Source organism: Prolixibacter denitrificans (assembly GCF_003014495.1).
Taxonomy (GTDB): Bacteria; Bacteroidota; Bacteroidia; order Bacteroidales; family Prolixibacteraceae; genus Prolixibacter; species Prolixibacter denitrificans.
In genome coordinates this window covers 136,865-153,047 of the sequence record NZ_PYGC01000010.1, presented here as the reverse complement: position 1 = coordinate 153,047, position 16,183 = coordinate 136,865, and the positions used below count along the sequence as shown (strand labels likewise).

At 34.4% G+C, this 16,183-nt stretch carries 13 protein-coding genes and 1 pseudogene; all 14 read right to left on the bottom strand.

The annotated features are described in order from the left end of the window. Positions 1-13: 13 nt before the first annotated feature. The 14 genes and pseudogenes from CLV93_RS16610 to CLV93_RS16530 all read right to left on the bottom strand — a co-directional run bounded on the left by CLV93_RS16610 (position 14) and on the right by CLV93_RS16530 (position 16,178). Positions 14-568 carry a PQLLE family protein gene (locus CLV93_RS16610; protein ID WP_106543337.1) on the bottom strand — a complete coding sequence of 185 codons (555 nt, stop codon included), beginning with the start codon at positions 566-568 and terminating at the stop codon, positions 14-16. A 627-nt stretch (positions 569-1,195) separates the two neighbouring features. Then, positions 1,196-2,683, bottom strand: coding sequence for a T9SS type A sorting domain-containing protein (locus CLV93_RS16600; protein ID WP_106543335.1), 1,488 nt, complete (start codon positions 2,681-2,683; stop codon positions 1,196-1,198). A 424-nt stretch (positions 2,684-3,107) separates the two neighbouring features. Then, positions 3,108-3,827, bottom strand: a complete 720-nt coding sequence (locus tag CLV93_RS16590; RefSeq protein ID WP_211297883.1) for a WecB/TagA/CpsF family glycosyltransferase — start codon at positions 3,825-3,827, stop codon at positions 3,108-3,110. 63 nt (positions 3,828-3,890) lie between these two features. Further along, positions 3,891-4,046 (bottom strand): annotated as a pseudogene (locus tag CLV93_RS20710) (DapH/DapD/GlmU-related protein); the annotation flags it as partial. A 1,824-nt stretch (positions 4,047-5,870) separates the two neighbouring features. Next, the gene (locus tag CLV93_RS20135; RefSeq protein WP_146142047.1) at positions 5,871-6,545 is read right to left on the bottom strand and encodes a hypothetical protein; all 675 of its coding nucleotides are present in this window, start codon (positions 6,543-6,545) and stop codon (positions 5,871-5,873) included. 539 nt (positions 6,546-7,084) lie between these two features. Continuing rightward, positions 7,085-8,431, bottom strand: a complete 1,347-nt coding sequence (locus CLV93_RS16570; RefSeq protein ID WP_106543330.1) for a hypothetical protein — start codon at positions 8,429-8,431, stop codon at positions 7,085-7,087. Positions 8,432-8,456: 25 nt separating this feature from the next. Then, positions 8,457-9,401 (bottom strand): Gfo/Idh/MocA family oxidoreductase, encoded by a 945-nt coding sequence (locus CLV93_RS16565; protein ID WP_106543329.1) that lies wholly within the window; start codon positions 9,399-9,401, stop codon positions 8,457-8,459. A 9-nt stretch (positions 9,402-9,410) separates the two neighbouring features. Next, a complete protein-coding gene (locus CLV93_RS16560; protein ID WP_106543328.1) occupies positions 9,411-10,400 on the bottom strand; it encodes a Gfo/Idh/MocA family oxidoreductase in 990 nt (329 codons plus the stop codon). Continuing rightward, entirely contained in the window at positions 10,384-11,094 is a 711-nt protein-coding gene (locus tag CLV93_RS16555; protein ID WP_106543327.1) for an acylneuraminate cytidylyltransferase family protein, read from the bottom strand. The genes CLV93_RS16560 and CLV93_RS16555 overlap by 17 nt, the downstream gene beginning before the upstream one ends. Further along, the gene (locus tag CLV93_RS16550; RefSeq protein ID WP_106543326.1) at positions 11,081-12,133 is read right to left on the bottom strand and encodes a nucleotidyltransferase family protein; all 1,053 of its coding nucleotides are present in this window, start codon (positions 12,131-12,133) and stop codon (positions 11,081-11,083) included. The genes CLV93_RS16555 and CLV93_RS16550 overlap by 14 nt, the downstream gene beginning before the upstream one ends. A gap of 76 nt (positions 12,134-12,209) precedes the next feature. Continuing rightward, entirely contained in the window at positions 12,210-13,370 is a 1,161-nt protein-coding gene (neuC, locus tag CLV93_RS16545; RefSeq protein WP_106543325.1) for a UDP-N-acetylglucosamine 2-epimerase, read from the bottom strand. 6 nt (positions 13,371-13,376) lie between these two features. Next, entirely contained in the window at positions 13,377-14,384 is a 1,008-nt protein-coding gene (gene neuB / locus CLV93_RS16540; protein WP_106543324.1) for an N-acetylneuraminate synthase, read from the bottom strand. 1 nt (position 14,385) lies between these two features. Then, entirely contained in the window at positions 14,386-15,036 is a 651-nt protein-coding gene (locus CLV93_RS16535) for an acetyltransferase (protein ID WP_106543323.1), read from the bottom strand. Then, positions 15,033-16,178, bottom strand: a complete 1,146-nt coding sequence (locus CLV93_RS16530) for a LegC family aminotransferase (protein ID WP_106543322.1) — start codon at positions 16,176-16,178, stop codon at positions 15,033-15,035. The genes CLV93_RS16535 and CLV93_RS16530 overlap by 4 nt, the downstream gene beginning before the upstream one ends. Positions 16,179-16,183 lie beyond the last annotated feature (5 nt).

Here is a 16,183-nt window from a genome sequence, read left to right as displayed (position 1 = left end):
AGATCGGGTACACTCAAAAAAAGATGGAAAACCTATTATAAAAAACAAGTAAATTTAAATGTCTAACCTGTAAACTTTTTTCAGGACGATACACATCAAGTTGGTCTACGTCTGCCTGCAGCGCCTGAACTGATTCGAGGGTATATCCAAACGGTGCTAGTTTATCGAGCACTTCCTGCATGCCCACCAGGTTACCATAAAAGTTTTTGGCTACCTGCAAGAAGTCGGTGTATTTGGTGATTTTGTCTTCGTAGAGTCCCAATGTATTGGCTTCGGCAGAGGAGGCCGGATAGTAGAATTTCAGTTTTTTCCTGATTTGGGAGAAATCCTTCCGGGTCTTTTTCTGCTGGTTGTTGAACAGTTCGCTGGCCGTTCGCCATTCGGCATTTTCGTTTTCATTTTTCTTAACGAGCGCTACCGTGTCGGCGTAGATTGTTTTGTTGGCGGTGTGTTTGGCCTCATCGTATCCGAAGGGGAGGAGGCGGGCACTGATGACGTCGTCGCTGGAGGCATTGTAAATCTTGATGCGACAGTCTTCCATGAAGTCGTTAATTGATTGGTCTTTCATAGTGGAAAATTTTTTATGTTAGAAAATTTGGTTGTAGGAAGTTATTAAATTTCAATGAATAAAAAAATCGACCAGCTATGTTTATTATTCGATTATGCTTATGAAAATCATTTCATTTTTATCTGATCTCCGGACGTTGTACTGTACTTGAAATTAAGAATGGAGTAATATCGCCTGTTTATAATTTTATATTGTATATTTTATGATTTTGGAAAAATTTTCTCTCATTTTCCGGCTCGGAGGATTTTCTCCTGGCTTTTTTGAGACATCCCCGTTTAAAAAAGTATGTCCCCAGAACATATTTTAGGGTGCGCCGTGGAAAAAAGTATGTCCCCAGAACATGTTTTGGAGTGTGCCGCAAGAAAAAGTATGTATCCAGAACATGTTTTAAGGTGTGCCGTAGTAAAAAGTATGTACCCGGAACATGTTTTGGGGCTGTTCAATGAACTGGAGGTAAAAGATTAAACCCTGCCAAGGCACTCGATTAATTAACTATTGAAAACTAAAGCGTTTTTAAGAAGCAAATCTTATAGCCCGATAGAGTAAAATTATTTTGATTTTAAATTATCTAAATATTCTCGATATTGATACTTACGAAATATAAATTACTTTGAGAAGTAAAATAATTTATTCTTTGATGATTTTTGAAGACGAATTTCCTTTATCAGTCTTTAAAATAATAACGTATATTCCAGTTGCCAAATTCGATAAATCAACTACTTCATTTTGTTGAACATTAACTTTTTCAAAAACTGTTTTTCCTGTAATATCAACAATTTCTATTTTTTGAACTTTATTTCCTGAAAAATCAAACTTTAAGATTCCATTTGTAGGATTTGGATAGATTGTGTTGTCCTCGGCGCCTATTAGGTCATTAACCAAAGTCTCAGCACATTCAGATTCATCATTAACATAAACTGCTGTTTCATCTTTTCTCCAATCAGAAAGATAACTTGCTGTCTTATCATCAACATAGATACAGGTTAAATAAGGATTATGTTCAGCATTAACAAACTCCATATTTGCATTATTTCCATTCCTTACATCCAAACTTGAAATTTGATTATTGGTGCAATATAGATGTGTTAAAGCCGTATTTTGTGATACGTCCAAGTTTGAGAGTTGATTATTAGAGCAATATAGTTTCGTTAAAGCAGTATTTGTGGATATATTCAAGCTTGAAAAGTTGTTATCTGTGATATTCAGAAAAGTTAAAGCCGTATTTTGTGATATATCTAAACTTGGAAGGTGATTATAATAGCAATTAAGTGAAGTTAAAGCCGTATTATTTGATACATCTAGACTTGAAAAGTTATTATTAGTGATATTGAGTGAAGTTAAAGCTGCATTTTGTGATACATCCAAACTTGAAAGGTTATTGCTGGTGCAATTGAGTGAAGTTAAAGCCGTATTTTGTGATACATCCAAACTTAAAAGTTTATTACTAGAGCAATTGAGTGAAGTTAAAGCCTTATTTGCTGATATATCTAAACTGTAAAGGTTATTGTAAAAACAACTCAGTTCAGTTAAAGCCACATTCACCGATAAATCCAAATGTGAAAGTTGAACTTCGTCGCAATGTAGCTTAGTTAAAGCGATGTTTGCTGATAAATCTAAACTTGAAAATTGATTTAATATTATGTTTTCATCTGGATAGGGTGATTCGGATGATACATCTAAGCTAGTCAAAGCAGTATTTGCCGATAAATCTATACTCGAAAGTTTATTATTACGGCAAGAGAATTCTATTAAAGCCTTATTTTGTGATACATCTAAATTTGATATGTAATTATAATCGCAGTTAAGATAAGTCAGAGCTGTATTTGCAGATACATTCAAATTCGAAAGTTCATTATGACCGCAGTTCAAAGAATCTAAGGCAACAAAATCTTGAATGCCTGTTAAATCGGAGATGTATTTATTGCTTACGTTTAAAGAGGTAATTTCATTAATATTGGCCGTTGGCACATAATCGTCTAGGTTGCCGGAGTCATAACCCAAATCTTGTAATGCTTGTTCGAAATTATCATCTGGGACATAGGTTGTTTGTGCTGTTGCACCTATTGTTAATATTGCAAACAATAAAATGAATAGAAGGTAGTTCAATTTTTTCATAATGATTAGGTTAGATAATAATTGTTTAGTTGAAAATAAAGTTACAAAAAAAAACTAGAATTCGTTAGCGAATGGGGACTGGACCGGACATATTTTGCACCGCGGTGTTTTGAACAGCCTGTGTCTAGTAGTTTGATAGATATGTGGGGTAATGATTGGCATTCAAAAGGACAACTTAATCCAGACAAATTTGTAGCTCAGCTGAAACTATTTTATGGATTCCTGACCATTAACATGGTAAGGGGAGGCATAAAAAAAGCCGGCTGGGCGGTTGTCCGCAGCCGGCGTTGCTATTATGGTTTTGTTGGCTTATTTCTTATGAATCTCTGACGGTACGACTGATTGAGGTTCTTGTATTAACTGATTCAAAATTTCTTTGTTATGTCAGTTCTGCAGTAATTGGATTTTATGGCATTACTGAGAATTAAAACTTGTTTAATAGAAGTAGCCAAAGGAATTTTACCAGATGAATTTGTCGTTTTATTCGTGCGGGCTGTTTTATCAAACGATACGCCCATTCCAAATTATTTTTGATCCACCATTGAGGTGCTCGGTCTACATTTCCTACGTACACGTCGAAACTGCCTCCAAGGCCTTGGTAGATAGCCTGATGTTTTTGCTGCATGTCCTGCATTAACAGCTCCTGTTTGGGAGAGCCCATTGCTACGAAGACGATATCTGGCTTTTGGAGTGCAATATCAGCTATAAGCTGCTCCCTTTCATCATTTGACTGAATGTAGCCATTCCGAAAACCAACGATGTTGATGCCTGGGAAATCTTTTTTTAATTGTAGAACGGTTTGTTGGACTATGTCTTCTTTCCCTCCGACCAGGTAAAACTTGTGTGTTTTATAAAAATGTCCGGATATATCAAGCCACAATTCACATCCCGGGATTTTTACAGCGCTTTTGAAGCCTTTCTTTTTTAGCGCCCAAACAGCTCCTATACCATCGGGATAGCCAATGTTTCTGTTGATCAATTCCCGCGTTTGCTTGTTAGCGTGTAATATCTTTTCGGCATTGATTGCGATTAAGATTCCGTTTCTTCCTTTTATATATGACAGCAGAGTTGCTCTATCGGGGAAAGAGAAAACATTAATCCTATTTATTGAGATAATTTTTGTTTTCAAAGCTTTGTTTTTCAATAGTACTCCAATTTTGTGTTGAAGCTTATTACGTAGCTTCTGGTGTAAAATTTTAACTTATTCTCGTTTTTTTATTAGTCTGGCAGGCACTCCACCATAAATACCATAAGGCTCGCAATCTTTTGTGACAACAGCCCCTGCACTGATTACACATCCCTCCCCGATTGTAACACCTGCTAGAATTATCGCATTTGTCCCAATCCAAACGTCAGACCCAATTTTTATTTCTTTTATAGATTCGCCCTGTTCTTTGATCAATCTTTTTGAATTAATGAAGTTATGGTTTATACCAATAATAGATACTCCGGGAGCTATTAGGACATTGTCTCCAATCTTGGCATGGCGCAACTTTACATTTTCATTAATTTCACAACCATTTCCTATAATAATGTTTTTTCCGCTACCGAAGTAAACATTTTTTTGAATTTTACAATTTTCTCCAATGCTAACAAATCTACCTATAGTGAACAGTCTGATTTTTAGAAAGATTTTCCCCAACGGGAATTGGGACGAAGGTAATTTTATGATTAAAAAATAATATAGAAAGGAAAAAAAACTTGATCTCATATCTTTTAGAAGTTAACAAAATTATTGTCTCTTAGTATTGCGGTTGTTTTATGTACCAATGAAATGATATGTTTCTTGTTGATAAATATGTAAAATAAGACAGCTAATGGGGGTAGGATATAGTTTTCGTTAAGTAAATATGAAAGTATTAATATTATTGTTATGCTTAGCTTTGGAAAGCTAAAGATGGTCTTCAATATTTCAGATACGTTATTCTTTTTATTGAGAACCTTATTAGAATGATTTATAACAAAGAACGTATAGGTACTTACTCCTACCAAGACCCCAATTGTAATTAGATGGAAAGTCAAATTTGCCCATGCGACTAAAAGGCCAATTAGAAATACAGATGAGATCCCATATATAGCGTAAAGAATCAATACTCTTTCTTGCTTCTTAGCAATTAAAAATTGTAGATAACCAGATGTATTGTTCAGAATTAGTTGTGCTGCTATTAATATTTTGTAGGTTTCTATGATTGGGGAATATTTGTCGGAATAAGACGCTATAATAGGTATTATGAGTATTGAAGAAAGGCCGATGAGGTCCACAGCAGTGATATATAAGACTCTTATTTTTTTGATGAGTTCTATTGATTTTTCTTGATTTATGCTAGCGAATTGGTTTAAAATTTTAGGGTAAAGTATAAACATTAGAGAACCAGTTATCATCACAATGGCATTACTAAAAGTGTTGGCAAATGAGTAATATCCTAGTTCTGAGGATAAGTAAAATATGCTTACTATCGTGGTTGCCGCGATTGTTATAAATCGAAAGCTAAAATTATAGAGCATTAGATTAAAGCCTCTTATTAAGAGTGTTTGGGCTATGACTTTGTTGTTGCCTAGTTTTAGTGGAAGTGGCATCTTGTTTATCATTATGACTAATACTACCATGTTTGAGAAAACTAAAACTGAAACTATTGTATCTATATTTACGTTTTTCCGTAAAAGCAAAATAACGAGGAAGAGAGCAAACTGTGGTAGAATTTGTTGTATATTTATTTTGTGGAAAATTCCGAATACTCGGTATAATGATACAAATAACAAATTCGTATTAACGAGGATGCCAATAGCGAACACTTTATAAGCAATGGCATGATAATCATATTTAGTGAATAAGTTAGGGAATACGATATTGACTATTATTACAATAGAACCAATTATCACAATAATAGCTATATTTAAAGTCAGTGCAACATACCAAATTTTTTTTATCAATAACTCTCTATTTTTGTATATTGACAATAGCGTATTCAGGGATGCATTCAATCCTATGTTAGAATATGAATAATAAGAAAGTAACAATAAAACGAAACTATAGACACCAAAGTCAAACGAGGAGAGATAATGAAGTAATAGAATAGAATTTATGAATTGTAAAAAATATGTCAAATATCGGATGCTTAGATATCTTATTATTACAGAGTTTAGTAAAGTGTTTATGTTCATTTTTGGGTGCCTCTAATTTAAATTCTTAGTTTCCATTTTTTGATATTAACCCGAGTATTGAAAAACTAATTAAACCAAAAGGATTCATGATAACTGGAGCAAATAGACCGATAATGAATATTGCAATTATTATAAATCTTTTTGTGGTTTTTAGTACATGATTATTGATTAAAGGCTTTTTTCGCCATATTGAGACCAGTAAGATTAAATATAATATTATTCCAATTCCCATTTCAGCGGTAAATGTGAATAGAAAAGCATCGTATATTGGGCCTCTGTGCCCATTATATCCTAATATATTAGGTCCTACACCGTACTTTTCGTAAATAATGGGGTATTGTAACGATAGCTGGGATCCAAAAGTCCCAGGACCGGTCCCAAAGGGAAAGTAATCTTTGATGATCTGTATCGAGTATTCAATTAATTGAAATCTTACGTAATTGTCTGAAAGAGCCACTTCGTTTGCCTTTCTGAAAAACAATATTAAATATAAGCTAATGATAAATAGACCTGCAAATGATGCAAATATGTAATATTTTAATCTATGAGTTTTATTTCTGGTGGATATATATATGCTAAGAAGGTATACAATCGTTAAGGCAAATTCTTTCCTAGAGAAAGACAAGAAGCTTAATAATATTAAGGTATATAATATCCATTTTGGGTAAGGAAAAGCACCTTTTATTGCGTATGTACTCATTAATATGACGAGCGCGATAATGCAGAATTGAGATAGTCCAGTCGATGTTCCGAAAATTGAGGTTAGATAAAATCCACCAATTCCTCTTTGAAAGTGATTGGTTCCTAAAAAGTTGTTTATGATATTTGGATTAATCAATTCAAATAATGCCGCGACCAAAACAAGGTAAAATAGGTAGTAGTAATATTTTGATAAATAGATTAATGTATCAACTTTTGAATTGTAATTTTGTGAGTAAAAATAGGTGTAGAATACGATACATTCAATGTACAATAATGATTGTGTTATGTGGAATATTGGTATTTTACGCAATAGAATTTGGAAAAATGAATAAAATAGAATAGTAATCGCATATAAAATCAATTTTTTTACTTTATAGAATTTAAATATAGTGACTATGAACAGACCGGTAATAAGTAAAACGATAAATTCATTATAATACTTAAATATACTTGAATTAATATTTGATAATAAAAATTTTTCAAATATTGATTGAAATATGATTATGAATAGTAAAAATGCATTTACTTTCTCAATCTTCAATATTGTGTATGAGTTATTTTTTGGCACAATTCATTTATGTTTTTCCTGTAGTTGTCTATAAAATAGCTGCTTTTTTGTGAAAATGCCTCGCTTACTACTGGCATTTTGAAATTCAAATATTCGTCTGGATTTACTACGGTAGCGGAAATGTCTTTGGGTATGTGGGTATTGCTTAAGTTATTGATATTAAGTAGAATATTATGCGTGTTTAAAAAGTGAGCTTCGAGTGCTACCATTGAGTAGATAGTAATATTGAAATCAGAAAACTTCAATATCTTATATATGTCATATTCATCTAACGTAGTTATGTTATCTGTAATATATTTAGTGATATCTTCATTGTATTTTTTACGGAAAATAAATAGATATTTTGGATGACTTTTGGCTAAATGAGTGACGAATTGCATTAATTTGTCGATATAGACACCCTGGGAAGTAACGCAAACTATTTTCTCGTATTTCTTTTTTAGTTTATTTAAATCGCTATTATAGTAATGCTCTTTGATATAGCTTAAATAAAAATTACCAGCAGGAATTATTTTGTTTGTTTCATATATGAAGTCACTAGGTGGATTGTTTAACAGGTCATCACCATAAGAGATCAAATGACTCGGGTAGTATTGTTTTAGTTTGCGAAATCTGGTGCAATAGAACTCGTTGTTTTTATTTATCACTCCGTGCTGCACTTCAAATACAGGAATTTTCTTTTCCCTTGCGGCCAAAATCAACGGCAGTTTTGAGTAGTAGCATATTACAAATATCGTTTTAGGCTTTAAAATATTAAGCAACGTTTTATATATATAATATTCGGAGATTTGTTCTTTTAGCTCTCTTTCTAAATTTATTTCCAATTTGTTTTCATCTAAAATGGTCTTTATTATTTCAAGATTTTTGATCTTGTTAGGATTTATGATTTTGGAAACCAGTAAAGTAATTATTTTAAACGGAAGATCACTTATTACGTTAGTTGAATATACTTTATTCTTTTGTATGTGCACACTGTCCGCAAATTCAATGAATAAAGATTTTTTCTGCCCCAGATTATCAGCGATTGAATCGAAATAAGAATCATAAAATTTATTTTCAATTAAATATCTCTTGTTAGTGTTCGAAAAAAATATAAATGAAAATCTTTTGATTTTTAAAAGGTTTGAAAAGCCATAAAATAAATTCTTAACTAATGCTTTTCTTTTTTTAGTTCTAATGCTAAAATTATTCTTGGTCTCAGAATATAGTTGAGTGAATTTTAATTTTGCCCTTAATAAAAGCCATATATTTATGTGTTTGTATTTGATATCAGTTAAGACATCAACGTGGGTGTTTTCGATTTCAGCAATAGTCATTTAATTAACTAAATTCTATAATAGGTTATTTTGATATCTCTTTATAATAGTTCGTTAGAGAATGGACTTGTTCATCTAGTGTACATAGATTACTATAGTCATTGTCAAGAAAAGCTTTGGTCTGTAAATATAAACCAGGTTTAAAATTTTCGTCATATTGGTAGTCTAGTACTACAAACTCGGTGGCAATACTGCCAATATTTTGAATTTGAAGTTTTTCTAATGGTCTTAATATTAATCGATGGTGTGATGTGAGAAACTCAATGCTCCATCTCCCCGGAGCTTCCCAATTGGCAGAGTAATTGAATAAAGCATTTTGGTTTGTGATACCTGCACCTGCAAATATTGTAGGTTTATGCCAACTTAACTCTCCTGATGTGTAGGAAGACATCTGTTTGGGCTTGCCTCCTATATAAAAGGCTGTGTCTATGACATGACTTGAGTTACCAATAAACCATGATTCCTTAACTCCAGGTGCTTTTTTTAAGTTCTGAATAACGTGACTCCACTCGGTAAATTCAAAATTAAAGGATTTAAGACCACCATCCTCCTGTATGATTTCTTTTGATTTTATTACCGATGAATAGAATCTACGGTTATAGCCGATAAAAACTATTGCATTAAATGTTTTAGCAATGGAATTGAGTTCTATTACCTCATTGATATTTAGCCCTCCGGGCTTTTCCACTAAAATTTTTTTGATGCCAAAGCGAATTAGTAATTCAGTTACAAACTTCAATTTTTCAATTCCTACCGATACTATTGCTGAATTTGGCTTTTCCGGTTTCGAATTTATGAAATTTTCAATTCCACCGGTAATTGGTTTGATATTGGTTTGCTCATAGAAATTAATTGCAGAAGCATTCCCTCTACCTATTACAAGAAAATCTTCTCCGAGCGCTTTAAGTACCTTGGTATACTCAACGGCCATTTGACTAGCACCTACTAGCCATGTTTTATTATTTCCCATTTTATTCTGCTACGTTATTGGACAATGTTTATATGATTTATCAATATTATGTCTTAAGAACTCAATAAATCCATTAATTAATGGAAGGTGTAGTTGAACGGAATCTTCGAAAGTTGTCAGTTCGCATGTATTGTTTGTTAATATTTCATATGCTATCATAGAGGTTAGCTGGCTTTGAAACGGAATCTCGAAATCCAATGTTTCCCATAGATTGTTGTTTTTCTCACTGGTCCAAGTTAGTTTTTTTCGGCTTTCATTAATAATAAATTGACTATAACCATTTGTTAGATAAAATACTGTGTCGACTCCTAAATCTTTTCTAGAGTTAATTGTTAGATGTGATTTGTTTTTAAAATTGAGATTCAATGTTCCAGAAAACTCTATATAGCCGTCCCGTTTGCTTTGAAGTATTTTGGGGTCTAAGAGTTTTGTATTGGTAGTATACTCACTGCAATTTGTCAATTTTGAGAAGATGTCAATATAATGTATTGAATTGCTACCCAATCCCCAATTACTGCCATCGATAATGCCCAATAGCGATGAAGTGTTATCCTTGAGTAAATTGTTTAACATTTGGTATATAGGATAAACACGACGAGGACAGTTGACCCAAGCATTGATTTTGTGTAAATCAAATAAATCTTTTGTTTCTGAATACTCTTCTTTTGTTTGAAAAAGCACTTTTTCAATTATGAGATTGTTTATTTCTCTAATTGAAACTATATTATTTAACAAAGTCGCACGGTTTTTCGAGTTGGTAGCGATAATAGCTAAGTCAATTTTAGTTGGCAGATTTTCAATGTTTTGTGTGAAAAGTATTGACTTGACTTTCGTATTTGGAGGAATTTGCTCATAACGTTCCTTTGCGACTGCTAATGACTCTTCATTTTTATCCAGAACGTAAATTCTTGTCTGTAAGTCTATTTGCTTTATTGACTGTAAATGCCTGCTACCAAGTTGCCCTGATCCTATAATTGCAATGTTATAACAATTCACCATTTGTATTTTCTTTTATTAATAGTTCAGCAATTTTGAAGTCGATGTGGGTGTCTATATCTATAGATGAATAATCCGGCATGACATATTTTATTTTCTTCATATCAAACATATCAACTGCCATAAATTTTTTTAAAGCTATTATGTATATGGCACCATTGAATTCCCAAACCTTAGGAGCATCCTGTCGTCTTCGGATATCAGATTTTTTCGATTTTTCAAGATAACCACTTGAATTTTCCTCGAAAAGATTATAATAAGGATTGCATTGGCTTTCTTTGACGGATACAACCATATCTATATTGTCATTCCATAATTTAAATGCCTCTTTGATATGTGTTCCGGTTCTTAGCGGGCTGGTAGGTTGCAATAAGCATACCTTCGAGTAGTTTCGTCCGAGGTTATTTTGATAATAGTTAATTGCATGTAAAAGCACCTCTCTGGAACTTGCCAGATCAGAGGCTAGCGCCTTCGGTCTCTTAAATGGAACTTTAAGTCCAATTTCTTCTACTTTTTGAATTATTTCCTCATCGTCTGTGCTTACGCAAATATTTTCGTCGGAAGTAACCTTTCTAGCCGCATGGATGCTATAATATATCAGGGGTTGTCCGTTAAGCGGCAGAATATTTTTTCGTGGTAAGCCTTTAGAGCCACCTCTAGCAGGAATTATGAATAAAGTATCGTTAATTGTAACCATTTTCTATGTGTTTAACAATTTCTTGCGCATTTATGTAATCTTGATGTTGTCCTATATCAATCCAATAGCCAACTATAGGGTCATGGATCACCGCCATATCTTCCTTGATTAACTTTTCCATCAAGTCTGTAATGTTGAAATGCGTATTGTGTGGTATTTTTCGAATGCACTCTTTTTTTAAAATATATATGCCAGCATTCGCATAGTTCGTGTAAGTCGGTTTCTCTTTTAAGCCGATGACTCTATTTCGATCAACTTGGAAGATACCGTATGGAACCTTGGTCGTATAAGGAGTTGTCGCGACTCCCATTGATGCATCTTCTTCTAATACGGTTAGATATAGTTCTTCAAAGTTGATATCCGTAAATAAATCACTGTTCATCAATAGGATGTGATTTGACTTGAAGGTATTCACTAATGATAGGGCACCCGCTGTACCAAGTGGTTGTTCTTCCCAAATGTATTCGATACTTATTCCTTTAGAAGAACCATCACCTAAATAATCGACAATTTGTTGCCCTAAATATTTAACAGATATATAGATCTTTTCAATTCCAAAGGATATTAGTCTGTCTATGTTATGTTCTATGATGGGTTTATCGCCCAGCGGCAACAATGGTTTTGGCGTACTGTCCGTAAGCGGGCGGAGGCGTTCACCACGCCCTCCTGCCATAATCATACATTCAACGGGCAATATGCTTTTGCGCTTTTTAAGGTCATAAACTTTGCGAATTTTGCCTGTATTATCCAAGACTGGCAAAAGACGAACTCCTTTTTCACGGGCGTGTTTGAAATCGTGTACCGAGAATCCATTATTTATCTTATGAAAATGGAGCAGCATAAACTTCTCAACATTGTTGTTGAGTGTTAGACCATTGATAAATCCTCGACGGATATCTCCGTCGGTCAGTGTACCAACAAGACGTTGTTGTTCATCCACCACGAAAAGAGTAAGTGAGTCAGGTATTTCATTTAGTTTTTTCATGGCCTCGATGACAGAGGCTGTTTGTGCTATAATATTTTTTGTGAAATCCCGCATGCTAATCTATTTTCTGTTATTGGTCTGTTTTCCAGAGTATGATTGAGAATGTTATTGCTCAATATCTTTATGTTGTTTAACAATCTGGTGTATATTCAATATCAAAAAACTTTTTTTTGATATTTATTCGTTTAGTATTCTTAATAACCTGGAGAATTTTTTCAGATGCATTACCGTTGCCATATGGATGAGAACATTTTTTTTGTTTTAAAAAATTAAGCGCCTGATTAATAGCGTTAGTAATTTCTTCTTTTAACGGTTGACAATTAAAGATAGTGTCCCCCATAAGTCTGCCTTTCTGTCTATCTCCTATATTGACTGTGGGAACATTAAAGGCCGGTACTTCAATTATTCCACTTGAGGAATTTCCGACAACTGCGTCCATATGTTGTATCGCTGATAGGTACCGCAACTGTCCCAGGGAAGTAAAAGACACTGCTTTGTCAGGGTTATTTCTCACATATTCATCTATTAATTGAACAATAACGCGTCCGTCTTTATCGGAGTTAGGTTTTGTAAAAATAAGCAGTGTATTAGTTCGTTCATCCAGAGCTTGAAGTAATTGTTCAAACTGGTCACCAGCTGAATGATTTTCAAGTGTAGTTGGATGAAATGTGATGAGTAAATTCTTTTTTAGAAGTTTTCGGCCAATAGATCGTTCAAAATCAGTCCTATTGAGTAATGGGAGTTTTTTGATATTATCTAAACCAATGGCTCCCACATTAAAAACCGTTTCAGGTTGTTCTCCTAACTGAATTATACGATTACGATATTGCTCTGTTGCAGCAAAGTGCAAATGACTCATTTTGGTAATTGAATGTCTTATCGCGTCATCATATGCTCCTTCAGTCAGTTCACCTCCATGAATGTGGGCAATGGGAATTCCTGCAATTAAAGCTGTCGATGCAGCGGCGAAAGTTTCCGTACGGTCGCCGAGTAATATTACTATCTCCGGTTGTAATTGTTCATATGCCTCTGCAAAGGATATTTGTGCCAATGCATTTGATTTAGAAATACCCACTGCGGTATCTGAAGATAAAAGTATCTCAATTTTACGTGTAATGGGAAAACCATCTTCTTCGATTTGTTTCCATGTAAGTCCAAATTCAGGAGATAAATGCATCCCAGTTACCAACAATTGTAAATCCAGAGACGAATCTTCATGGATTCCTTTGATTAGCCAATACAATAAACCATACTCGGCGCGCGTCCCGGTAACGATACAGATTCTATTCATTACTAATCAAATTTCAATGAGTTCATCTTCTTGAAAATCACGCTTTGCATTGGTTCCAATAATTTCATCCCACCGCATAGGGGTAATGCCATTACCTGGCCTTTTGACAGTCAGATTATCGGTTGTGAATATCTCTCCTTTGTGAATTGCGCAAGCAGCGACGATACTTTTGCGAGCGACTATCATGTTTTTCTTTTCACTGGGACTAGGTTCCTTTATTCCAGAACCAGAGATTGCTTTTTCTATATTCCGGACGGAATCAATCATCGCTTTTAAATCAGATGGTTCTAGGGATGCTTTATGATCCGGCCCTGGTAAGCTACGATTGAGTGTAAAATGTTTTTCAATAACTACAGCACCTAATGCCACTGCCGCAATAGGAACTTCAATACCGTTGGTATGATCGGAGTAACCCACTTTCACCCCCAATTCGTCGCTAATGTTCAACATGGCTTTCAGATTAACATCTTCCATAGGTGTGGGATACTCGGTATTGCAGTGTAATACGGTAATTTGGTCTTTACTCAGACCGTATTTCAATAAAACAGAAAAAGCTGCCTTAATTTCATCCATGTTAGCCATTCCTGTACTCATTATTACCGGTTTACCTTTATCGGCAATGCTCTGAAGATATGGTTTATTAGTAATTTCTCCTGAAGGGATCTTGTATAACGGTATTTTAAGTTTGTTTAAGAAATCAATGCTTTCAAGGTCAAACGCTGTTGAAAGAAATTTGATGCCGCTTTTATTGCAGTGAGAAATCAGTTCATGGTGCATTCTCTCATCCAACTCTAATCTCTTTAACATAGTGTGTTGAGAGTTATCTCCATCAGCCATGTTTTCTTGTTGATACTTTGCCTTTGTTGCAGATTTACTGACAATCTTTTCGGCTTTGAATGTTTGAAACTTGACAAAATCAGCGCCTGCTTTGGCGGCCTCATCTATAAGTTCTTTGGCCATTTCCATGGAACCATTATGATTTACACCTGCTTCGGCAATAATAATTGTATGCATTTTATCTGATTTTCTTTAAAAGGTCACTGCTGTATACACCTGGTACAGTTATGCTTTTAATCACTTGTGAGCCAGCTCCCACAACCGTATTCTCAACTATATCGATATTATTTGAAACTACTGTATTGCTTCCGATAAAAGTCCGGGAGCCAACTTTGGATTGCCCATTAACTATAGAACCTGTTGATATATGGCAAAAATCACCGACAGCAGCTTCATGTTCAATTAATGCTTTTGAATTTATAATACATGCTTTCCCAACCGATGCTTTAGCATTAACCAGAGCCTGATGCATAATAACTGTTCCTTCGTCGATTTTTGCATAAGGACTGACATAGGCATAAGGACTAATAAGTACTGGCAGATTACCGTTGAGTTCTTTTACTCGACTAAAGATATTTTCCCGTATAGCTGGTGATTTGATTTGGCCTACTGTAATATGAAAATTATTACATTCTTTAATCACATTTTTTATATCTTCATCAGTTCCGATAATGGGGATGTTGAGTATCTTGTTTCCTACTTTTTCAGGCAGATCCAAAATACCTTTTATTTCATAAAGTCCAGTTCGCTCTATGACATCAATGACAGAAATACAATGTCCCCCTCCTCCAATCAGAATGATCGGTTGTTTATTCGATGGCACATTCATATCACGCTACTTGGAATATTCACTAAACGTTCCGATAACCATTCTGAATTTGTCAAATTCTGACATTGAGCGTTTCTAAACATCGGTAGACGATTCATTAGTTCCCATGCGGGACGTGTCATTACTCCATTATTGTTAGTGAATTCCAGAAAAGAATTTCTTTCTTCCAAGTTTTGAAATATTATGGCATTTAACCAGTAATTGGATTTGGCCATTTGGGGTTCATCTACAAAGTCAATTTCTTCTTCTTTGAAGAAATCGGCATATCTCTCGGCCAGTTTTCGTTTTACTTTCAGAAATTTATTGATTTGTTCCAATTGTGCAAGGCCTAAAGCTGCATTAATATTGGGCATTCGGTAATTATATCCGATATCGTCATGTCTGAATTCCCATGGATGTGCTACTTTGGCTTGTGTTGTTAAATGTTTAGCTCTATTAGCTAAATCAATGTCATTGAATAACAACATGCCTCCACCACCGGTGGTCATTATTTTGTTACCATTGAAACTTAGTACGCCTATCTTGCCAAAAGTTCCCGTATGTTGATTTTTATAGTAACTTCCAACACTTTCGGCTGCATCTTCAACAACTTCAATATGGTACTTCTGGCATATCGCAACAATTTCATCAATTCTGCAAGGATGTCCGAAGGTGTGCATAGGGACACACGCAGAAATTTTTTTATTGGTCTTTTTATTATAACAACCATCCGATTTTATAACGGTTTCCTGTTCCAGGAAATGTTCTAATGCCTTTGGACTTAGGCCCATTGTATCTTTATCGACATCCAGCAATACCGGATTGGCGCCACAATAGCTGATGGCATTAGCTGTTGCAATGAAGGTAAGCGATTGTGTAATGACTTCATCTCCTCGTTCTACTCCTACCAACATCAAAGCCATATGGAGTGCATTCGTGCCATTCACACAAACAACGGCTTTTGCAGCACCCGTAAAATCCGCCATTTTTTCTTCGAACTGATCGACAAATTTGCCTACACTGGAAACGAAGGTTGAGTCAATACACTCTTCCATGTACTTTTTTTCATTTCCGCTAAATACCGGTGCATGTAATGGAATAAAACCTTCGGGCTGGTTAAAGGTATTCCTGATAAACTGAACGATTTCAGAAAAGTGATTCATTTGAA